Source organism: Flagellimonas sp. B-3, assembly GCF_056857835.1.
The window spans coordinates 556841-577650 of record NZ_JBSXNW010000024.1 but is presented as its reverse complement, the minus strand read 5'-3'; the positions used below and the strand labels follow the sequence as shown (position 1 = coordinate 577650).

Here is a 20810-nt window from a genome sequence, read left to right as displayed (position 1 = left end):
CAACAGGTACCATGCAATCTTTTTTCTTTATTCCTGCAAATAAGCTACATAAAATTGCTCATATTAAAGAAAAGGGAGCAACTGAAATAGTCATTGATTTAGAGGATGCTGTAAAAACTTCAGAAAAGAATAATCTGTTAGAACGAATTCTGAAATATCCAAATGAGGATATCCGTAACTGCTTTTTCAGAGTTCCATTAATGGATTCTAAGGGAAACTTTGATTTTAAAATTTTTGACAGGTTACTTGAAAATGGTTTTACCCGGTTTGTTTTTCCAAAATTAACGGGCTTTAACGATTTTGAGCTTTGTTTAAAAAGAACAAAATCAACACTTAAAGTTATTTTGCTCATTGAGACTCCAAGATTATATATGGAAAGCTTTAATCATATTTCCAATTATCATCAACATGTATATGGATTGGCTTTGGGAAGCCATGATTTTATATCTGCCATACAAGCAAAGCATACTTTACAAAACCTAGAGGTTTTGAGACAACAAATTTTGTATTTTTCTAAAGCATATGACATTCTAGCCATTGATATTGCCTCAATGAACATTATGGATGGAGAAAGCTTTAGAGAAGAGTTGATGGACGGATTTGATAAGGGCTATGATGGAAAGTTTATTATTCACCCAAATCAATTGGAAATTGTAAATGGAACCAAGTTCTACAGTGATTTAGAATACGAGTGGGCACTACAAGTGGAACAAAAATTAAACAAACATGGTGGAGCAAATGAATTTGACCCTATCTTGATAAATGGTAAAGTTGTGGAAAAGCCCCATATAAAACTAGCAATAAGAATAATTAATGAATTTAGAAAATAACATGGCTGTAACAAAATTTGGAAGATACTTTGAGGATTTTATTATAGGCGAGGAGGTTTTGCACGAAGGATCCAAGACTATTTTTGAAAGTGACAATAATTTTTTCAGTTTGCTGACGATGAATCATCATCCAGTGCATATTAACTTGGACTATGCAGAAAAGAAGCAGCATAAACAGCTGCTTGTCGTAGGGACATTGGTTTTCAGCTTAATAGTTGGAATATCTGTTCCTGATATAAGTGGAAAGGCGATAGCCAATTTGGAATATGAAGATATTAAGCATTTAAACCCTGTTTTTATTAATGATACGCTCTATGCGAAAACCAAAATACTAGCGAAGAGAGAATCCAAATCCAAAAGTGATAGAGGAATAGTTCATGTTGAAACAATTGGATATAATCAACATAAACAGAATGTCATTAGTTTTAAAAGAAAAGTTTTAGTTCCTAGAATGCCTAAGTAGAACTCTATGAAAGATGTTTTAATGAGGAGCTTAATGTTTGTTCCCGCCCACAGTGACAAGCTTATGCAAAGCGCTATGAAGGTAGACGCAGACATATTGCTTCTTGATATCGAAGACTCGGTGCAGCCAGTAGCAAATAAACAAGTCGCCAGAAATAAAATTATAGAGTACTTGGAAAAGGGTATGTTTAAAGGCCGGACAATCTTTCCTAGAATTAATGACAGAGAAAGTGGCCAATTACTAAAAGATGTTAGCCAATTGACCATACCGGGTATTGCAGGTTTTATGTATCCGAAAGCGAAAAGAGGAGAGGACATATATTTTTTTGACAAACTCTTGGAAACAATAGAGTTCGAAAAGGGATATAAGATAGGGTCTTTTAAAATTATAGCATTGATTGAAACGGCCTCTGCGGTAATGAATGTTCAGGAGATATGTGCAGCTTCTGAAAGGGTGGTGGCCATAGCTTTCGGCTCTGAAGATTTTATAACGGACTTAGAAGGAATACATGACCAAGAGCACATGAGTCTTTTTAGTCCAAGGGCACTGATTGCAATGGGGGCTAGGGCACAGAATGTAATTCCAATAGACACTGTTCATGTCAGAGTCAAAGACCTTACAGATTTGGAAAAAAATCTCCAATTGTCCGTTAAATTAGGTTTTGAAGGAATGCTGGTTTTAAACCCTATTGAAATCCCTCTTGTCCATAAATACTATTCCCCTTCAAAGGAGGACGTACAGCATTCCAAAGAGATTTTAATTTCAGACCAACTAGCGAGAAAAGAAGGGTTAGGAGTCGCTATAATCAATGGCAAGTTTATTGGTCCGCCATTTGTGGCAAAAGCAAAAAAGATTCTTGAAAAGGATAAGTTGATTCAAAGAAAAAAGCAATGAAAAAAATTATAATCATTGGAGGATATGGTAACGGAACAGTGGCTTTATCAACAATTGAAGACATTAACAAAAATGAAAAGACATGGGAAGTCTTGGGGTTTTTAAACGACAATGAAACGGCACCCATTAATGGTTACCCAATACTCGGTAAAATAAACAAACCCAACGTCCAAAAATATATTGAAAAACCTGACGTCTATTTTTTCTACTCTTTAATTTCCGTAAAACTTAACTTTAAGTTTCTTTCAAAACTGAACGAACTTGAAATTCCTAAAGAGAGATTTGCCACATTAATACACCCAACGGCTGTTATTTCCAAGTTTAGTGAAATAGGATATGGCACCTGTATTCAACCTTTCGTATCAATAGGCCCAAATACCGAGATAGGTAATCACGTACAAATTTTTGCCCAATCCTTGATTGGTCATGGAGCAAAACTGAATGATTACAGTTATGTTGCCAATAATGCTTGCATTGGTGCCGATGTAGTTTTAAAAGAAGGGGCCTATTTAGGTACTAATGCAACTACATTGGAGTTTGTAACATTGGGAAAATGGTCTGTAACAGGAATTGGGGCGGTAGTATTGAAAGATGTGCCAGATTATGCTAAAATGGTAGGAAATCCAGCCAGACAAATTGGAACGGTGAATTAAATTTAGAATGATAGAAGGCAAGAAGATACTTTTTAGAGTAGATGCTGGTGAACAAATAGGCCTAGGACACTTTTTTAGAAGTTATCATTTAGGAAAAGCTTTAAGAAATAGGGGTTTTTACGTATCATTTGTTCATGCAGATTCTTTATTCTGGAGTCAATTGCCAAGTTTTGAGTTTGAGCACTACAACCTGGAAAGCGGGAGCGAAGAGGACCAAACCGTTGAAATATGTATTAGCGGTAATTTTGACCTTCTCTATGTAGACGCAATTTGTTCTTTTAGAGAGGAAAAATTGAATAAAGTAAAACCAAAGGCAAAAGTTGTGTTCTACCAAAATTTAACTGAATCGAGGTTTTTGGCAGACATTTTCATTTTACCATCAATTCACCAGAAAGACTCTTTTTTTGAGGGTTTTGTTAGTAGTGGAACAAAGGTATACCAGGGCCTAGAGTATTCGATTTTAAATGAAAGGATGAATGAGTTCAAACAATTAAGCAAGAATTATAGTCTAAAAGTCAATGAAATTGGAATAATTAGTGGCGGAAGCGATCCCAGAAATGTATTGGGGTCTGTGTATAATTTGCTGGATTTTAATAGATGGCAAGAAATAATGTTTGTTTTTTATTTTGGAGAAAATTATTTGCACCGTGGGAGTGTTCCAACTTATTTGCCTAGTAACGTTAGCTTTAAGGAGTTTGATTTCGATACAGTAATTGAATCAGATGTTGTAATAGCAACTTTTGGAGTTAGCACCTATGAGTTATTAAGCATAGGAATGCCTGTAATGAGTATTGGGCACCAAAAATCAAACACGGAGGCCTCAGACTTTCTAGCTAATAAGACAGGTGCCCTTTACCATCTGGGACTAATAGACAACATAAACAAAGATCAGATCAATCAAGCAATTAGCCAATTTTTGGATGTAGAGATTAGAGAAAAACTGGGAAATAGGGCAAAAGAAATAGTTGACAATAAAGGAGTGAACAGAGTTATAAAAATAATTGAAGAAATATTATGAATGAAGAGACTGAAAATGGCGTGTTCATAATCGCTGAACTTTCCGCAAACCACAACAATGATTTGGAACTCGCGGTCAGGACCATTGAAGCAGCGGCAAAATCTGGTGCGGATGCGATAAAAGTGCAGACCTACACAGCAGACTCATTAACCCTAAATGTAAACAATGACATTTTTGGGCCCAGAAAGGATGGCTTATGGAAAGGGAGAACATTGTACGAACTTTTTACCGAGGGCAGTTTACTATACGAATGGCATCCCGTTCTAAAGAAAAAAGCAGAAGAATTGGGGATGATATTTTTTTCTTCACCTTTTGATAAAGCAGGAGTTGACCTTCTGGAATCTTTGTGCGTTCAGATGTATAAGGTCGCATCCCCGGAAATTACCGACATTCCACTTATTGAATATGTTGCATCTAAGAATAAACCGGTTATCATTTCAACCGGGATGGCATCGCTTGCAGATATAGAACTGGCGGTAAATACTTGTCGCAAAGTGGGGAACAACGATATTACTCTATTAAAATGTACTTCGGAATATCCTGCAGTTCCTGAGATGGCTAATTTAAAAACTATTCCAAACCTCAAAAGCACCTTCAATGTCAAAGTTGGCCTCTCTGACCATACAATGGGAGCAACGGTTCCTATTGTTTCGGTAGCATTGGGGGCAAGAGTTATTGAAAAGCATTTTATACTGGATAGAGAATTTGGAGGTGTTGACTCGGCATTTTCAATGAACCCTGATGAGTTTAAGGAAATGGTCAGGGCCGTAAGGGAAGCGGAAAAATGTCTTGGACAAATAGACTATTCTTTGACCGAAAGAAATAAGTTGAGAAGAAGATCATTGTTTCTATCCAAGGATGTTAAGGCAGGGGATGTGGTCACAGAGGAAAACCTTCGCTCGGTAAGACCTGGTTATGGGTTACACCCGAAATACCTTAATGATGTTTTAGGCAGAAAGGTCAACAATACCTACAAGGCTGGTACAGCATTAACATGGAGAATGCTTTGCTAAATAAAGATTTATATAACAAGTTACTTACGGTTTCATGCAGGTTGCTGGGCCTTGGCTCGCGATTTTTGCTTACATTTTTGTTGACAAAGGAAATATCGCTCGAATTTCAAGGTGAATATACTTTAATGAGCACTACCGTGGCCTTGTTGATTATTCTTTTTGGGTTCGATTTTTATGTATATGCAAATAGGCTGTTGATAAAACAAAAAAAAAATGAAGTGTTTTTTTTTAAAAACTCCTTGGTTTTTTACTCTTTTTCATACTTGCTTTTGCTTCCTTTTATTTGGTATACAACTAAGAATTTTGATGTAGTTGATGTCGGTCCATTTTGGATACTTTACTTTTTAATAGTTTTTGAACATCTTGGTCAAGAATTGTTCAGGTCTTACATTGCGCTCAGAAAACCACTGTTTGCCAATGTATTACTCCTTCTCAGAACGGGTAGTTGGGCAGGAATCATAGTTTTTGGTCTTGTTTTCATCAAAGATTTTCAAATAAGCATACCCGGCATATTAGAACTATGGTTGCTTTTCGCGTTTATAACTTGTGTATTGGGCATTGCGTTTTATCCTAATATAAAATCATTCACAAGGGAAAGAATTGATTTTAAATGGATCAAAAAGGGTATAGGGGTTGGCCTAACAATGTTTATGTCCACAATATGCTTAAAAGTTATAGAATACTCCGATAGATACCTAATTACCTTTTTTCTTGACAAAACCGAGTTGGGAATATATGCACTCTATTTTCAATTGGCCAACCTCATAAATGTTATAATTTTCACAATGTACATTTCATTCATTTATCCCGATATAATTCAGGGAGTGCACGAAAAAAGCAGGGATAGTACACTTGGCGCAATGAAGAATATTCAAAGAAAAACGCTTTTTATTGTAATTTCATATGCGCTTTTATCAGTTGTTTTAATTCCGATTTTTTTGAAATATATAGGTCGGAGCGAATTGTATCCTAACATACCCATATTTTATATACTGCTTACAGCCTTTTTATTTTTGAACCTTAACTTTTCATATCATTTTGCTATAATAGGTTTTGAAAAGGAAGCTCTTATTTTGAAAGCTACTTTTTTAGCCTGTGTATTTAATATTTTTATGAATATCCTTCTAATCCCATTGTTTGGAATTTATGGTGCAGCAGTTGCGCTATTGACAGGAAATTTCGTGCTTTTTCTTGTTAAGAGAAAATTTGGTAAAAACCTAATGGATCAATGGAGGTAGAAAACATAGCAATAGTACTTACACCCTTTCAAAAACATATGATTGGGGCTGTTGATAAGAACCTCTTTGATTCAGAAACAACTTTGGTCTTTCATAGTAAACATGTCTCTTTTGAAAATTGTAATTGCGCTTTGGAGAGAATAGATGGTTTCGAGTTCTCTAAAAGAAGATTGTTTAGATTGGACATTAGTTATTTTAAAGAGGCAAAGCAGGCGATTCAAAGAATTCGAGGAAAAATAACTGGATGTCAAATGAAGTACTCATTAAAGGACGGGCTTAATCTTTACATAGGGAGTGAAAAAGATGTTTTTTCCCAAATGTTGTTGGCCACTCCTTCAATGTACCGTAAAATATCGAATTTGATTGCAGTGGAAGAGGGTGTTGGATATTATAAAACAGGTAGGACATTCAATACAAAACTGACAAAGGTTGCATACAAATTCCTTACACCTCTACTATTTGGAGAAAGGATAGATTATGTATATACTTTGGGCTTGGATTCTAATATCAACATTGTTTATGCAAGAATGCCGAAACTGTTGCCAAAAAAAAGAAATAAAGTGGAGTATCGGCAGCTTCCGGGCCCTTCTAAAAAAAATAAAGGGTCTTATTCTGCCTCCACGGGAAAAATTCTTATTTACTCGTTCCCAAGTGAGGACTATGGTATAAAAGACCGTGAAAAAAAGAAAATATTTCAAGTTTTAATAGATGCCTTTGCGCAAAAACAGATTGTTATAAAGCCACACCCTAGGGAGAATATGGAATTTTTTAATAATGAATTTATAAATAACAATGTTACCTTGTTGGATAAAAGGTTGATTGGAGAAGCATTTGATTATTTTGAATTTGAGAAAATCATAAATTTTTCATCTTCAATCGTAATTGATATTCTAATGGCAGGTTACCCTAAAGAGAAGGTATATACCATATTTTTTGATAAGAGCCCAAAAATTTCCTTTTTAAAGGAAACCAAGTGTTTGAAGCTATCTAACCTAAATCACAAGGATTTTGAAGATTAAGTTTGGAAATGGATTTTTTTTGGCATCAATTTTAAGCTATCCGGTTCTTTTGGGAGCAATCTTTTTTTTTGACCTTGAGCCATTCAGAGTTACTGCACCATACTTTTTTATAATCTTACTTTTTCTTTCAATTAAAATTGTTAGGCAGAGGAAGTTTATGATTTCCAAGCAAGACTCATCTAACCTTCTAATCATCTTACTAGTGGTCTTGGTTTCAGCAATCAATTTCACCACGGTTCGATATAGTATTCCAATCTTATTTGCAACATATTCCTTCATTCTTTTTTTGTATCTAACTACTGTAGAATCTGGATTTATACTTAAGAACAAAATAGTAAGAAGATATTTGGTTATTTACTTATTAATGGCTGTAATGTTTCTTTTTGTTAGCCATGCATATATGGAAGTTGGGGAAAGATATATCGGATTTACAGGTTCCCCTACAACTTTTGCTGGCCTTTTAGCGGCTCTTTTCATATTATTTGACACGATGACCGACCAAAAGAGATGGATTAGGGTATTAACGTTTCTTTTTGTGCTCTTTTTCGTGGGTTTATCAAAAACTAGGTTAGTAATTATTTTTTTGATCGGGTACCCCGTCTTAAGGTATGTTATCAATAAAAAAGCACTTAATAGAGGAGGGGTCTTTCTTATATTCTTTCTGATTTTATTTTTCGTGTACTCCCTCTATGGAATCGTTGTGGAAAATTACCCTGAGTTGATTACCTTACGGTACAAAGATGCCAGGGATGCATCTTTTGGGCTCAGATACAGATTGTACCAGATAGTTGAAGAGAATTTTTTCTTGGGAAATAAATGGGAAATTCTATTTGGAAAAGGAAATGAATATTCTAGGAATTTAATTATTGAAAAAATCGGATTGGATATATTCCCTCATAATGATTTTATTCGATTGATTAATGACTGGGGCATTCTTGGCGCAGGAATTTTTTTCGTTTTGCTTTACAGACTTGCACTGAAAAACATAACTTCGCTTTTAATTGCCCTGCTCTATATTGTTTTGTGGTATTCAAATATGATTTTCAATTTATACTTGGTTTCCATCTTGATTATATCATCTTTTTATCACGAAAATATGGGTGGCGCTAGGATACGGAAATGAGTGTTAAATGTCTATTGTAGAGCGGATAATGGAATTTGATTCAAAATCACAGTTTAAAAAAAATGCATTGCCTTTTGCAATTTATTTATTTGCGTTTTCTTTTTCTTTAACACCGTTTTTTTCGTCCTTATCCTTACTTCTGTTTTCGGCAACCTCCCTGTTTTATCTGAAAATCAAGTCGCCTAGAAGAAGCGATTTATTATTTTTACTATCATATTGCTTTATTTTTTTGATGTATTTGGCTGGTATGATTTTTACAAATTTTCAAAATCGGGCAATAGAGTTGATTGTAAGGGCTTCACCAATCTTATTTGTTCCATTTTTGCTTTTGTTTACAAAGGCCCCTGCAAAAACCAATTATTTTAAATTAAAGCTTAGCTTTATTTCAGGAGTATTTGTCTCATGCCTTATCTCCATCATTTATGGTGTTTTTAGGGTTTTGCGAGATGGTGATTTACAACGGGTTTTATATTTCGAGTTTGCAGAGCTTTTAGATTTACATCCTTTATACTATTCAATTTATATCATTACTGCCATTGTATTTATTAACAAAATCGTGATAAAAACAAGCTACAAGGCTTTTGGATATCTTGTTTTTGGAAGCTCCCTTCTTTTGTTGCAGTCTAAACTTGGAATTTTAATGTTGGTTTTTTTATTGGGACACTTCGTTTTTATAAGCGTCAAAAAGAAACAGTACATGTATCTTTCTATTGGCCTTTTATCTCTGTGTTTAATCTTTTTTTCTGCTTTTGCGTTTGATGACAATCGGCTGAATGAACTTTTTTTAAGTAGGGAAAGAATGGAACTTGGCACAATTAAAGAGGATGGGGTTTCTCAAAGAATCTGGCTTTGGAAAACAGCTATTATTCAGTTGAAGGAAGAGCCTTTCACGGGTTTTGGTCTGGGTTCGAAGAAAGATATGTTTAAATGGAAGGTTGAGAAAGACATTTTGATGAACAATTACGATTGGCCCACCATTAGAGCCATGAAGTTGATTTCAACTTGGAACTTGCACAATAATTACTTGCAGATTTGTTATGAGTTTGGAGTAGTAGGGTTAATTTGCTTTTTAGTCTCAATTATAACATGTATAAGACTTGCCATTTTAAAATCAAAGGCGTTATTCTTATCGATTTATGCACTAGTATTGGCACTTCTTTTTGTTGAAGTTGCACTAAATAGACAAATGGGAATATACTTTTATGCTTTAATACCCCCATTGCTATTTTGGGAATCAAAAACAAGACGATGAGCAAGAGCTGTTTTTTATTTGCTTTAGTATGCCTGTTTCTTTCCTGCCAAAGTCCAGAAAAGAAAAGTGAAGTCAACCATAAAATTGTTCAGACTGAACTTGACGAAGCCTTTGTCAATGGGTATTTTGAAAAGGGACAGGATGAAACGTACGTGTTAATTAATAAAAAATCCATATATTATTTTTTCAAGGAAAGAGAAGAGTTTCTGAGGTATAAGGTTATGCTGCACATGATTAAAAAGGATAATACGTTTGACAATTTGGATTTCTTTCCAAACCATCAAAGAATATCCCAATTAACAAAAACAGGGTTCGGTGATTTTGATACAATATCCATAAAGTTTGAAAGCAAGGGGTTTGTTGGTATCCGGACAGGGCAATTCAAGAGAACTGAAAATGGCGGCAGTAAAAACATTTGGGCTAAACAAATTCAATTTTCTGAAATATCTACTAATAGCAATAACCCGGCCAAAGAAAAATTCTTGAAAACCATAGGCATGAACAGTCTAAGGAACCATTTTGCAATGAGGTTACATACCGGATCATTTTACAGAAATACTTTTGGGTTTTATGTTTTATTGTCAAAAAATGAATTGTTTATGATAACACCAAAAGAGGTGGCAGCTAAGAATAAGATGATGGTTCATCTAATAAAGGAAAATGGTGATTTTGATAACCTCTCTGGACTTTTTAGCAATAAATGGTATTGTAAATGCGCTAATTCGGAAGAAGGTGAGCTAATTGTTTACAGGGTTGTACTTCAGGATTTGGGGTCCTTCGAAAAATTAAGGTTGGGGGAGTTTAATGATTATGGCAATAAATGGGTGCAAGAGCTTTACCTAAATGAAGTTTTTTCCAATAAATTGCTTCGCTACAATAATGAATTTAAACATTAAAGATGATTAATCAGATTTGCGATAAAATAATAGATGATATTGATTTCGAAAAGAGGTCTCAAACTGTTTCGTACTTGAACATTTATAATTATCAGATTCTACGGAAGACTCCAAAAATCATTGAAAAAATTGATTACTTCACTTTGGATGGTATTATGCTGCTGCTTTTCATTCAAATTTTTATGGGTAAAAGATTTAACCGTATGGCCCCTGATTTTTCTTCCTACTTTGCCGAATTTTTTGGTTACCTCGAAAGAAACAATAAAAGGGTGGTATTTATAGGAGGCTCAGAAAATGATATGTCTTCTTTTATAAAGACGGTCAAGGAGAATTATCCTCAAATGAATATTATTGACACCTACAATGGCTTTGATTTGGATGAAGATCATGTAATCAATGGTCTAATTTCTAAGGAAGTTGATTGTACCATCGTTGGAATGGGCACCCCAAAACAAGAAAGTTTTATTGTAAAGGCTCGCAAAAAAGGCTATGAAGGATCATCTTTTTGCTGTGGGGCATTTATGAGTCAAACAGCAAATAAGGGCAGGGATTATTTTCCAAGTTATATTAACAGATTGCATCTAAGGTGGGCCTACAGGATTTATAAGGAGCCTAAATTATTTAAAAGATACTCAATAAATTATCCCAAGGGTTTGTCATTATTGTTTTTGGACAGGTATTTTAAATAGACAATATGGGTTTTGATCTGTCTTTTTGATATAATTCAAAAAGACCAAATGGCTTAATTGAATCCTAGTGAGATAAAAAGTAATTAAGAAGATTTCTTTACTTATTTTTGAACTTTTAATAAAAATGTGCTTGTTAAAAGTCAGCCGCAATTATAAAATTTAACAATGTTTTTTAAGAAGAACAATCTTTCTGGTTTTATTTATCCGATTTCTCTCTTTTTAGATTTGTTGGCTATTAACATTCTGGTATACTATTTTCCAATTTTATTTAGGTTTCCATTACTTTTTCATGGCTACATAACTTTGATGTGGATTATTGTTTCGTTTAAAAATAAGTTTTATGTTATTTTTAGATTTACCAAAGTCACTTACATATTGAAATTGTTATTCAGACAATTCATTTTTTTCTTTCTAATATTATATGCCTTTATCGGATTTTTTAAGCAACCTAACATAAGCAGGTTTTATCTGGGAGTTTTCTTTTTATCTGTCTTTTTCTCGATTTTCACTTTAAAATTTCTCAATTATTACCTTTTGATGCAATACAGGACAAAAGTGAAAGGGAGCTTACGGGATATTGTCGTAATTGGAAAAAATAGAATGACAGACCAATTAATTAACATGTTTGAAAAGCATGGAGAGTATGGATACCATGTGATTAAGCAATTCTCACCCAAATCAAAGGATTTTGATTTGAAGGAGTCACTTTCGTTTATCAAAAAAGCAGGAATAGACGAAATTTATTGCTCCGTAAAAGAATTGTCCAACTCTGACATTAGTAGATATGTTAATTACGCGGACAATAACTTGATAAAACTCAAATTCATACCTGACAACAGAGAGATTTTCACTAAAAATTTGAGGTTAGATTATTATGAATATTTCCCAATACTTTCACTAAGAGAACTTCCATTGGATGATTCCTTCAATAGATTGTCCAAACGAGTTTTTGATTTTATTTTTTCTTCTGCTATAATTATTTTTTTATTGTCATGGTTAATGCCGATAATTGGGATATTGATTAAGCTCGATTCCAAAGGGCCTATTTATTTCAAACAGAATAGACCAGGGTTTAAGGAAGAAGGATTTGGTTGCTATAAATTCAGAACAATGACCATTAATAATGAAACTGAGAAATCGGCAACAAGAAACGACCCTAGGGTAACGCGAGTTGGTGCCTTTTTGAGAAGAACAAGTATTGATGAATTGCCACAATTTATAAATGTGTTGTTTGGACAAATGTCCGTTGTTGGTCCTAGACCTCATTTATGGAGGCAGAACAAGGAGTATAATACCACAATTCAAAAGTATATGCTTAGGCACTACGTAAAGCCCGGAATAACCGGTTTGGCCCAAGCTAAAGGTTATAGGGGTGAAATTGAAACGAATGAAGATATTGTTAACAGAACTAGATATGATTTTTTTTATATAGAAAACTGGTCTATGTTACTGGATTTGAAAATTATATTTCAGACGTTTATAAACATTCTCAAAGGTGAGGAGAAAGCTTATTAAACCTGATATTTTGAATGCTTGAGGATAAAACTTTTATTCTGTGTTTGTAAAGACTATGTTTGTAAAGTTGAAGATTACAATATAAATAAATGAAAAGAACTCTAATTACCGGAGCGGCAGGTTTTCTTGGTTCCCATCTTTGTGACAGATTTATTGCAGAAGGGCATGAGGTTATTGGAATGGATAACCTTATTACCGGAGACCTTAAAAACATAGAACACCTATTCCCTTTGGAACGCTTTAAGTTCTATAATCACGATGTAACCAACTTTGTACATGTACCGGGAGATTTGGATTATATCCTCCACTTTGCTTCGCCTGCAAGCCCCATTGATTATTTAAAGATTCCCATTCAAACGCTAAAAGTAGGGGCATTGGGAACCCATAACCTGTTGGGTCTTGCCAAGGAAAAGAACGCTCGTTTCATGATAGCCTCCACATCAGAAATATATGGAGACCCCTTGGTACACCCACAAACTGAGGAGTACTACGGTAACGTAAACACCATAGGCCCAAGAGGCGTATACGATGAGGCCAAACGCTTTCAAGAATCCATCACCATGGCATACCACCGGTTCCATGGGTTGGATACAAGGATTGTACGGATATTCAACACTTATGGACCAAGAATGCGACTGAACGATGGTCGTGTAATCCCAGCTTTTATGGGACAAGCACTCCGTGGTGAGGATCTGACCGTTTTTGGCGATGGTTCACAAACCCGTTCTTTTTGTTATGTAGATGATGAAATCGAAGGAATCTATCGCTTACTGATGAGCGACTACACACTTCCAGTAAACATTGGCAACCCCAATGAAATCACCATTAAGGATTTTGCCGAGGAAATTATCAAGCTTACTGGAACCGACCAAAAAATCATTTATAAGCCGTTGCCCAAAGATGACCCCATGCAGCGCCAACCCGATATTACCAAAGCAAAGGAAATTCTGGGATGGGAACCCAAAGTGGGACGTGAAGAAGGCATGCGCAAAACGTTTGAATTTTTCAAAGGGTTATCCAAAGAAGAACTCAAAAAAACGGAACACAGGGACTTTTCAAACCATAACAAAAAGTAATTTTTCTTTTTATTTCGAACGCCCGATTGCCGGACGGGCAGGTAGGTGAGAAATAAAGAGTTGCCTAAAAACATTCGTGGAAATTAGTGGCATTCGTGTCCAACGGATTGATTAATAATGGCATAGCGGAATTCATGCAATTCCTGCCTGCGGCGTGCAGGCGTATAAAAAAGTAAGCGCAGATCATTCACAAATAAGGCCCAAATTATATTTGAATTGCGTTATTTTTGCCAAAACTTGAATCATGAACATCCTGGTCCTGGGTTCTGGTGGTCGCGAACACGCCATTTCCCTTAAAATTTCACAAAGCCCCAAAACATCCAAACTATTTGTAGCGCCCGGTAATGCGGGAACTTCCCAAATCGCCACAAATGTTGAGGTAGGTGTGAACGATTTTGAAGCCATTAAACAATTGGTGTTGAAAGAAAGCATCAATTTGGTGGTGGTTGGACCAGAAGACCCCTTGGTAAAAGGGGTACACGATTTTTTCTTGAATGACGAAGTACTAAAATCCGTTCCAGTAATCGGACCGGAGAAAGCAGCAGCAGAACTCGAAGGAAGCAAGGAATTTGCCAAAGAGTTTATGATGCGGCACAATATTCCAACGGCAGCCTACCAAAGTTTTACCAGTGAGACCTTGGAAGAAGGGTATAGTTTTTTGGAAACCCTAAAACCGCCCTACGTCCTTAAGGCAGACGGACTTGCCGCTGGCAAAGGTGTGTTGATTCTTCAGGATTTACAAGAAGCCAAGGACGAGTTAAAATCCATGCTGGTGGATTCCAAATTCGGCAACGCAAGCGCCACGGTGGTCATCGAGGAATTCTTGGACGGCATTGAATTGAGCTGCTTTGTACTTACTGATGGCACCAACTATAAAATTCTTCCAACAGCCAAGGATTACAAAAGAATAGGCGAGGGAGATACTGGCCTCAACACAGGGGGCATGGGGGCCATTTCCCCGGTTCCATTTGCCGATAAAGCCTTTATGGACAAGATAGAGCGTAAAATTGTAAAACCTACCGTAGACGGCCTTAAAAAGGATAATCTGCCCTATGTCGGGTTTATTTTTATTGGTTTGATAAAAGTCGGTAACGAACCCAAGGTAATCGAGTATAACGTTAGAATGGGCGACCCCGAGACCGAAGTGGTAATCCCAAGACTAAAAACGGATTTGGTTGAGGTGCTTTTGGCCATGGCTAACGGAACCCTGGATCAAGTAGACCTTCAAGTTGACGAAAGGGCGGCAACAACCGTTATGGCAGTATCGGGCGGTTATCCTGAAGCTTATGAGAAAGGCAAGGAAATATCGGGAGCCGAAACCATTGAAGATTCCATTGTGTTCCACGCAGGCACAAAACTGTCCAACGGAAAAGTTGTAACCAATGGAGGACGCGTAATAGCGGTTACTTCCTTTGGAAAAGACTTTAAGGAAGCACTACAGAAATCCTATCAAAATATGGAAAAGCTCCATTTTGATGGCATGTATTACCGAAAGGATTTAGGATTCGATCTATAGGTAGGAGTGAGAGCTGATGCTCTTGTCTTCCTCACCACTTTCATTGAAAATTTTCAATTGGCCCATCCAATAAACCATGGCTACAAAGCCTATGATCATAAAAATCCAGTTAATGGAGTTGGCACCCCACCAGCTGTCCATAAAACGGAAAAAATCCAATGGTGCGAAAAGGTAGTTTACAAATAAGTCTTCTATACCGTAAAAAAACTTGCTCATGTTGGCTATATTTACTTTACAAAAGTAGCAAAAGATAAGATGATTTCAAGCTTTTTCGGAAAAACTAAACCTATAAATTACATTGTCCTTGCCATCATTTTATTTCTTTTTTACTTCACCAATGTCTTTTATCAGTCCGGGGAACAAAGAATCAATGAGGTTATTGCCTTGGAAATCTTGTTGTTTGCAGCCTTGTTGTTTTCCATTTTTATTGTCAATCAAATTGTAAGAACCGAAAAGGCCACGGAATCCAATTCCTATGCCATGCTGTTTTTTTTGCTTTTGATTATCACATTTTCTGATGAGTTCGTCCTTCAAAATGTGATTTTCGCCAACTTTTTTTTGCTTTTGGCTTTTTGGAGGATACTGTCCATCAAATCCATAAAAAATGTAAAGCACAAAATCTTTGATGCCTCCCTACTGATTGCCCTTGCAAGTTTATTTTACGATTGGGCCTTGGCATTTATGTTTCTTGTATTTTTCGTAATCTTGGTTTATGACAGAAAGACCCTGAAAAATTGGTTGGTACCGTTATTAGGGCTTGCCGCTATTTTTATTTTGACATTTACCGTGCTAAAACTGAAGGGCTCTTTGGGCTTTTTTAAGGAACACTATCAGTTCTCATTGGGGCTTTTTACCACCAAATCATTCTTCCAGGTACTTAACATAAAGACCTTGATTTACCTTATTTTAACGATTGTTGTTTCCATTTTGGTGTTTGTGCGCCTGCGCAATGTGAGCGGCGGCAAATTGCTTTTGCTCAGGATAGTATTCTTGATCTTTGTTTTGGGAACGGGCATTATTCTTTTTACCCCGGCCGATGCTTCTCCCGTGTTGATTACTTTTTTCCCCGCAGCCGTTTTTGTTACCAACTATTTCGAGGGTATAAAAAAGCCTAGGCTTCAAGAAATGGTCTTGATCCTAAGCATGGTCGTGGCCTGCTCGCTTTTTGCCATTCATCTTAACTAATTATGGCATAAAGCAATATCTTTGAACAAATTTATGTAAGCAATGTTCAGCGATTTTGCCCTCAAGATATTTCAGGAAAGTATAGATGCCTATCACATTAAGGACGATGTGTACCAAGAATTCATCAACCCTTATCCAAAGGATAAAGTAGAGCACCTGCTTTATAGAAAAAACTGGATCGATACCGTACAATGGCACTACGAAGACATCATTCGTGATCCTGACATCAACCCGGTGGCTGCGTTGGATCTTAAACGAAAAATCGACGCGAGCAACCAGAACCGTACGGATTTGGTGGAATATATCGACAGTTATTTTTTGAATAAATACCAGTCGGTACAAGTACAGGATGATGCCACGATCAACACCGAGAGTCCTGCATGGGCCATTGACCGACTTTCCATTTTGGCATTGAAAATTTATCACATGCAAGAAGAGGTGAACCGAACGGATGCCTCACCAGAGCACCTCCAAAAATGTAGCGATAAACTTGCCGTGCTTTTGGAGCAGAAAAAAGATCTTTCCACAGCCATTGACCAATTATTGGCCGATATTGAAGCTGGAAACAAGTACATGAAAGTCTACAAACAGATGAAAATGTACAACGACGATGAACTAAATCCTGTACTTCGTGGTCAAAAAGGGTAAAAACACCCATATTTTATTGATTCGGTTATCGGCGATGGGCGATGTGGCAATGACCGTGCCCATTATCCGCGCACTAACCGAACAATATCCACAAGTACAACTTACCGTACTTACCAAAAAACCGTTCATGCCCATTTTTAATGGGTTGGAGAACGTTCAGGTAAAAGAAGCCGATGTTAAAAAACGGCACAAAGGCCTTATTGGGCTTTGGCGATTGTACCAAGAACTAAAACCCTTAAAATTTGATGCCGTTGCCGACTTGCATAATGTGCTGCGAAGTCGTGTGCTCAAAAAGTATTTTGTCTTGGAAAGCATTCCGTTTGCTCAGATTGACAAGGGCCGAATGGATAAAAAAGCACTCACCCGCCCCAAGAACAAAGTTTTTGAGCAATTAAAGAGCACACACCAGCGATATGCCGATGTTTTTGCCGAACTCGGTTTTCCCATTGATTTATCCAATGCCAAACCATTGGAACGTGTTCAACTCTCAGAGAAAGTATTGGAACTTGTGCAGCAGGGCACCAAAAAATGGGTTGGGATAGCACCTTTTGCCGCCCACGAAGGCAAAATGTATCCGTTGAAATCCACAGAAGAGATAATCAAAACCCTTAACGATACCGATAAGTATAAAATCTTGTTGTTTGGAGGTGGAACCAATGAAGTGGAGGTACTGGAACGGCTTGCAGCTACCTACAAAAATACCTTGTGCATGGCGGGCAAGTTAAATCTATCCGAAGAATTGCAACTCATTTCCAATTTGGATGTAATGTTGTCCATGGATAGCGGTAACGCGCACATGGCAGCCAACTATGGTATTCCAGTAGTGACGCTTTGGGGTGTTACCCACCCTTATGCTGGCTTTTATCCGTTTGGGCAGCCTTTGGAAAACGCACTTATGGCCGACCGCGAAGCCTATCCTTTGATACCAACCTCAGTTTATGGCAACAAAGTACCCGAAGGCTACGAAAATGCCATGAAAACCATTCAGCCCCAAAAGGTTTTGGAAAAATTGTTGGGGGTTTTGGAGGTTTAAACCATTTTGTAGCCACTAATTTATTTTTAATTGCTTCTGGAGTTTGTTCTCGCAAAATTTCCAAAAATAAATTGGTCAATTAGTTAGGGCCATCCATCAATTGTAATACGGCACCCATCAATTGCGTCAAAACAAATAAGGATTAATTTCTGAATTTGGCCACTTGTATGTTAGATATTCAATCTGACTCGATTAAACCAAATTCGTTATTATGAAAAAATATTTTTTATTCCTTTTCTCTTTGTTGATACTCTCCTGCTCTAAAGATGAAGAAAGTTCCGTTCAGGAATCAATAGTACCTGTGGTTTCCGAAATCACGGCAACTGAAATAACAAGCTCTTCCGCTATGTTGAAATGGACTGCATCTATTTCTGATAAATCCAAATTGAGTTTTAAAATATTTTTGGAAGGTTCTTTAGTGGCCGATAATGTTACATCAAGTTTTTTGAAATTGGAAAATTTGGAAGAGTTGACAAAATATTCCGGAAAAGTTGTTGCATCTAGCAATAAGGGAAAAACTAGCGAGAAGGCGTACTCGTTCACCACAGTTCAGGCACCTAGCCCAACAGGTTTTGAGATAAACGTAAATGAAATAACAAGCAATAGTGCAGAGTTAACATGGACATCTTCAACCATTGAAGGCGATTCTGAAATTAGTTACGAAGTGTATTTAAACGATGACCTTTTGCAAGAGAATTTTAGTGGAACTTCACTTTTGTTGGAAGAATTGGAGTCTTTTAAGGAATACGCAATAGAAGTTGTTGCTGTTGGCTCTAATGGAAAGACAAAAAGTGCACAAAGCTCTTTTAAAACACTTGGTGTTCCGCCTTCAAGTTTTCCATTGTCTGTAGGAAACTCAATTAATGGACTGGAAGATTTAGACCCCTACGGCCTACAAGTCACATGGATTCCGCCTACAGTTGAGGGCGATTATGATTACTATTACGATATTTACTTAGATGGTTTACTTGTATTGGATAACCTTGCTAGTACAGCAGACTCATATATGTTTGATGGTTTAAATGAAGGAGAAACCTATACAGTCGAAATAGTAGCTAAAGCCTTAAATGAGACAGAGACCGTAGAAACCATTACTTTTACCACCCTGACACACCCCGAACTTACAAATTTTGATGTTGAAATCACAAGTTTTGACAGTACATCTGCATCTATAGAATGGACACCCTCCACCTATCCTGAAGACAAGGAGGTGGTTTATAGTGTTTATCTTGATGGGGTGCAGCAGCAACCGTCCAACACCTTTATTTTGGAGACAAATTATCTTATTGAAGGTCTTGAACCAAGTACTCAATACGAGGTGGTTGTTGTTGCCGTGATGGAAGAGGAACATTTCACCAAAACCCTGGAAAAAGAAATCGTATTCACAACAGACTATGCAGAACACCCTACTTTGCAAGTTACGGAAGCAGTTTTGTATACACCAGAGAGTGAATTCTTTGCCGGTCAGCTTTTTGTTAAATTTTCAGAAAATATTGAAAACATAAACATATCAAAGTTTAGTGCGGGCAATATTTCCATTGACAGCTTTATTTTTTACCCCACATCTATTTCCAGTGGAATTTTTTCAGCAGAGGACTATAATACAATAAGCATGGACAAAACAGGATATGTTCATGTTGTGGATAATGGTGAAATCTACAAGATAAACTTTGATATTGTGGAAGAGACGAATTAAAGATTTTTTAACCGAAAAAGAATTCCCCATATGTTTGCATCGGGGTTTCCATCGCAACTGTCATTCCCGTGAAAACGGGAATCCAATAATAGAATTTCGGTTTTTGATCCTGGTGTCAAAATGAAACCAGCGAAATACCCCTGTGGCTTGCCCTGGGGGTAGTTGGTTTCAAGAAATTCTTTATTTTCTTCTAAAGTTTGCTCTCACAAACGTTCCAAAAAACAAATTGGCTAATTGGTTAGGGCCATCCATCAATTGTAATAGGGTAGCTTGATTATAAACGCGGGAATAACGTAGAATAAGAGTTAAAACAATAAAAATGGCAGGTCCTTGCTTCACACTATACTATAAAAACTCAAATTTTGTCCCTATTGAAGCTGTTCGGAACAAATTGAACAATTTATTCTCTGCAAGGCAAACACTTCATAAGCATAATAGGGTGCGTGAACTGGACAATGGTTGGGAATTATTTCTCGACATGTCGCTTATTTCAATGCATCCTTCATCCAAAAGAAGAAAATCCAGGGGCTTGACAGGAATGATACTGTTAAGTCATTCATCGCAAAACGAATTTGAATATATAAGCAATGCCGAAAAAAGAAGTTTGACCGACAATTTAGGTTTTGTTCCTCAATGGAGTTGGACAGGCTGCGCAATGTGCAAAGATGACAAAGATATTGATGGGCTGTATTTTCTAATGGACTTTTTAATCAATGAATTCGGAGGATTTCAGAAATTGAACAAAACAAATGGTAGTTTATTATCAAAGGAAGATTCAAACAGCATTAGCTATGTTGAATTCAGGGATTATGAAGAATACTTTGGTAAAAGAAACATATCAGATGAGGAGAAGCGACAATATGAGCAATACATACCGCTTACATCTTACTACATGATAAATTCAAGCAAAACAAGTTTTAGAAACCTTGATTATTGAATAATATGATCCCCCTACTTGTTAGCTCGACTTTACAGGAATATGCAATAGAGTATTTTAGTGATATAAGTACGATACCCATCTATCGACAAAGACACGCTTTTACCTGCGAGAGA

The 20810-nt window shown here is 36.5% G+C and carries 21 protein-coding genes; 20 read left to right on the top strand and 1 reads right to left on the bottom strand.

Features of this window, described 5'->3' with window-relative positions; translation table 11 throughout:
- Positions 1–11 precede the first annotated feature (11 nt).
- The 15 genes from AC13CS_RS15185 (at position 12) to purD (ending at position 15195) form a co-directional block, all read left to right on the top strand.
- Entirely contained in the window at positions 12–830 is an 819-nt protein-coding gene (locus AC13CS_RS15185) for an aldolase/citrate lyase family protein (protein ID WP_293166309.1), read from the top strand.
- The gene (locus AC13CS_RS15180; protein ID WP_293166311.1) at positions 814–1293 is read left to right on the top strand and encodes a MaoC family dehydratase; all 480 of its coding nucleotides are present in this window, start codon (positions 814–816) and stop codon (positions 1291–1293) included. The genes AC13CS_RS15185 and AC13CS_RS15180 overlap by 17 nt, the downstream gene beginning before the upstream one ends.
- A gap of 6 nt (positions 1294–1299) precedes the next feature.
- A complete protein-coding gene (locus AC13CS_RS15175) occupies positions 1300–2187 on the top strand; it encodes an HpcH/HpaI aldolase/citrate lyase family protein (protein WP_293166313.1) in 888 nt (295 codons plus the stop codon).
- Positions 2184–2840: a PglD-related sugar-binding protein gene (locus AC13CS_RS15170; protein WP_293166315.1), complete on the top strand. Its 657-nt coding sequence runs from the start codon at positions 2184–2186 to the stop codon at positions 2838–2840. Before AC13CS_RS15175 ends, AC13CS_RS15170 begins: the two co-directional genes overlap by 4 nt.
- Before the next feature lie 7 nt (positions 2841–2847).
- Positions 2848–3858 (top strand): hypothetical protein, encoded by a 1011-nt coding sequence (locus AC13CS_RS15165; protein WP_293166317.1) that lies wholly within the window; start codon positions 2848–2850, stop codon positions 3856–3858.
- Positions 3855–4871 (top strand): pseudaminic acid synthase, encoded by a 1017-nt coding sequence (gene pseI / locus AC13CS_RS15160; RefSeq protein ID WP_293166319.1) that lies wholly within the window; start codon positions 3855–3857, stop codon positions 4869–4871. The genes AC13CS_RS15165 and pseI overlap by 4 nt, the downstream gene beginning before the upstream one ends.
- Positions 4853–6109 carry an oligosaccharide flippase family protein gene (locus tag AC13CS_RS15155; protein ID WP_293166321.1) on the top strand — a complete coding sequence of 419 codons (1257 nt, stop codon included), beginning with the start codon at positions 4853–4855 and terminating at the stop codon, positions 6107–6109. The genes pseI and AC13CS_RS15155 overlap by 19 nt, the downstream gene beginning before the upstream one ends.
- Complete coding sequence (locus AC13CS_RS15150; protein ID WP_293166322.1) at positions 6100–7128, top strand: polysialyltransferase family glycosyltransferase; 1029 nt, start codon at positions 6100–6102, stop codon at positions 7126–7128. Before AC13CS_RS15155 ends, AC13CS_RS15150 begins: the two co-directional genes overlap by 10 nt.
- A complete protein-coding gene (locus tag AC13CS_RS15145) occupies positions 7118–8251 on the top strand; it encodes an O-antigen ligase family protein (RefSeq protein WP_293166324.1) in 1134 nt (377 codons plus the stop codon). Before AC13CS_RS15150 ends, AC13CS_RS15145 begins: the two co-directional genes overlap by 11 nt.
- A 7-nt stretch (positions 8252–8258) precedes the next feature.
- Entirely contained in the window at positions 8259–9503 is a 1245-nt protein-coding gene (locus tag AC13CS_RS15140) for an O-antigen ligase family protein (protein WP_293166326.1), read from the top strand.
- Entirely contained in the window at positions 9500–10399 is a 900-nt protein-coding gene (locus tag AC13CS_RS15135; protein WP_293166328.1) for a hypothetical protein, read from the top strand. The genes AC13CS_RS15140 and AC13CS_RS15135 overlap by 4 nt, the downstream gene beginning before the upstream one ends.
- Positions 10400–10401: 2 nt before the next feature.
- On the top strand, positions 10402–11088 hold the full coding sequence (locus AC13CS_RS15130) for a WecB/TagA/CpsF family glycosyltransferase (RefSeq protein WP_293166330.1): 687 nt from the start codon (positions 10402–10404) through the stop codon (positions 11086–11088).
- Between the two features lie 165 nt (positions 11089–11253).
- The gene (locus AC13CS_RS15125) at positions 11254–12603 is read left to right on the top strand and encodes an exopolysaccharide biosynthesis polyprenyl glycosylphosphotransferase (RefSeq protein WP_293166332.1); all 1350 of its coding nucleotides are present in this window, start codon (positions 11254–11256) and stop codon (positions 12601–12603) included.
- A gap of 89 nt (positions 12604–12692) precedes the next feature.
- A complete protein-coding gene (locus AC13CS_RS15120; RefSeq protein WP_293166334.1) occupies positions 12693–13679 on the top strand; it encodes a UDP-glucuronic acid decarboxylase family protein in 987 nt (328 codons plus the stop codon).
- A gap of 244 nt (positions 13680–13923) precedes the next feature.
- On the top strand, positions 13924–15195 hold the full coding sequence (gene purD, locus AC13CS_RS15115; RefSeq protein ID WP_293166336.1) for a phosphoribosylamine--glycine ligase: 1272 nt from the start codon (positions 13924–13926) through the stop codon (positions 15193–15195).
- On the opposite strand, the gene AC13CS_RS15110 is transcribed toward purD, so the two are convergent.
- Positions 15190–15411 (bottom strand): DUF6341 family protein, encoded by a 222-nt coding sequence (locus AC13CS_RS15110; RefSeq protein ID WP_293166338.1) that lies wholly within the window; start codon positions 15409–15411, stop codon positions 15190–15192. The two genes, purD and AC13CS_RS15110, sit on opposite strands and share 6 nt — an antisense overlap.
- Positions 15412–15450: 39 nt before the next feature.
- On the opposite strand from AC13CS_RS15110, the gene AC13CS_RS15105 reads away from it, so the two are divergent.
- The 5 genes from AC13CS_RS15105 (at position 15451) to AC13CS_RS15085 (ending at position 20694) form a co-directional block, all read left to right on the top strand.
- Positions 15451–16380 carry a DUF6427 family protein gene (locus AC13CS_RS15105; RefSeq protein ID WP_293166340.1) on the top strand — a complete coding sequence of 310 codons (930 nt, stop codon included), beginning with the start codon at positions 15451–15453 and terminating at the stop codon, positions 16378–16380.
- Positions 16381–16422: 42 nt separating this feature from the next.
- Positions 16423–17028 carry a DUF4254 domain-containing protein gene (locus tag AC13CS_RS15100; RefSeq protein ID WP_293166342.1) on the top strand — a complete coding sequence of 202 codons (606 nt, stop codon included), beginning with the start codon at positions 16423–16425 and terminating at the stop codon, positions 17026–17028.
- On the top strand, positions 17012–18061 hold the full coding sequence (locus AC13CS_RS15095; RefSeq protein WP_293166344.1) for a glycosyltransferase family 9 protein: 1050 nt from the start codon (positions 17012–17014) through the stop codon (positions 18059–18061). Before AC13CS_RS15100 ends, AC13CS_RS15095 begins: the two co-directional genes overlap by 17 nt.
- Before the next feature lie 211 nt (positions 18062–18272).
- On the top strand, positions 18273–19757 hold the full coding sequence (locus AC13CS_RS15090; RefSeq protein WP_293166346.1) for a fibronectin type III domain-containing protein: 1485 nt from the start codon (positions 18273–18275) through the stop codon (positions 19755–19757).
- Between the two features lie 439 nt (positions 19758–20196).
- On the top strand, positions 20197–20694 hold the full coding sequence (locus AC13CS_RS15085) for a hypothetical protein (protein WP_293166348.1): 498 nt from the start codon (positions 20197–20199) through the stop codon (positions 20692–20694).
- Positions 20695–20810 lie beyond the last annotated feature (116 nt).

What these genes read in the sequence shown, in the direction of transcription:
- AC13CS_RS15185 (WP_293166309.1), top strand. Translation starts at nt 12, where the DNA reads ATGCAATCTTTTTTCTTTATTCCTGCAAATAAGCTACATAAAATTGCT.
- AC13CS_RS15180 (WP_293166311.1), top strand. Translation starts at nt 814, where the DNA reads ATGAATTTAGAAAATAACATGGCTGTAACAAAATTTGGAAGATACTTT.
- AC13CS_RS15175 (WP_293166313.1), top strand. Translation starts at nt 1,300, where the DNA reads ATGAAAGATGTTTTAATGAGGAGCTTAATGTTTGTTCCCGCCCACAGT.
- AC13CS_RS15170 (WP_293166315.1), top strand. Translation starts at nt 2,184, where the DNA reads ATGAAAAAAATTATAATCATTGGAGGATATGGTAACGGAACAGTGGCT.
- AC13CS_RS15165 (WP_293166317.1), top strand. Translation starts at nt 2,848, where the DNA reads ATGATAGAAGGCAAGAAGATACTTTTTAGAGTAGATGCTGGTGAACAA.
- pseI (WP_293166319.1), top strand. Translation starts at nt 3,855, where the DNA reads ATGAATGAAGAGACTGAAAATGGCGTGTTCATAATCGCTGAACTTTCC.
- AC13CS_RS15155 (WP_293166321.1), top strand. Translation starts at nt 4,853, where the DNA reads ATGGAGAATGCTTTGCTAAATAAAGATTTATATAACAAGTTACTTACG.
- AC13CS_RS15150 (WP_293166322.1), top strand. Translation starts at nt 6,100, where the DNA reads ATGGAGGTAGAAAACATAGCAATAGTACTTACACCCTTTCAAAAACAT.
- AC13CS_RS15140 (WP_293166326.1), top strand. Translation starts at nt 8,259, where the DNA reads ATGTCTATTGTAGAGCGGATAATGGAATTTGATTCAAAATCACAGTTT.
- AC13CS_RS15135 (WP_293166328.1), top strand. Translation starts at nt 9,500, where the DNA reads ATGAGCAAGAGCTGTTTTTTATTTGCTTTAGTATGCCTGTTTCTTTCC.
- AC13CS_RS15130 (WP_293166330.1), top strand. Translation starts at nt 10,402, where the DNA reads ATGATTAATCAGATTTGCGATAAAATAATAGATGATATTGATTTCGAA.
- AC13CS_RS15125 (WP_293166332.1), top strand. Translation starts at nt 11,254, where the DNA reads ATGTTTTTTAAGAAGAACAATCTTTCTGGTTTTATTTATCCGATTTCT.
- AC13CS_RS15120 (WP_293166334.1), top strand. Translation starts at nt 12,693, where the DNA reads ATGAAAAGAACTCTAATTACCGGAGCGGCAGGTTTTCTTGGTTCCCAT.
- purD (WP_293166336.1), top strand. Translation starts at nt 13,924, where the DNA reads ATGAACATCCTGGTCCTGGGTTCTGGTGGTCGCGAACACGCCATTTCC.
- AC13CS_RS15110 (WP_293166338.1), bottom strand. Translation starts at nt 15,411, where the DNA reads ATGAGCAAGTTTTTTTACGGTATAGAAGACTTATTTGTAAACTACCTT.
- AC13CS_RS15105 (WP_293166340.1), top strand. Translation starts at nt 15,451, where the DNA reads ATGATTTCAAGCTTTTTCGGAAAAACTAAACCTATAAATTACATTGTC.
- AC13CS_RS15100 (WP_293166342.1), top strand. Translation starts at nt 16,423, where the DNA reads ATGTTCAGCGATTTTGCCCTCAAGATATTTCAGGAAAGTATAGATGCC.
- AC13CS_RS15090 (WP_293166346.1), top strand. Translation starts at nt 18,273, where the DNA reads ATGAAAAAATATTTTTTATTCCTTTTCTCTTTGTTGATACTCTCCTGC.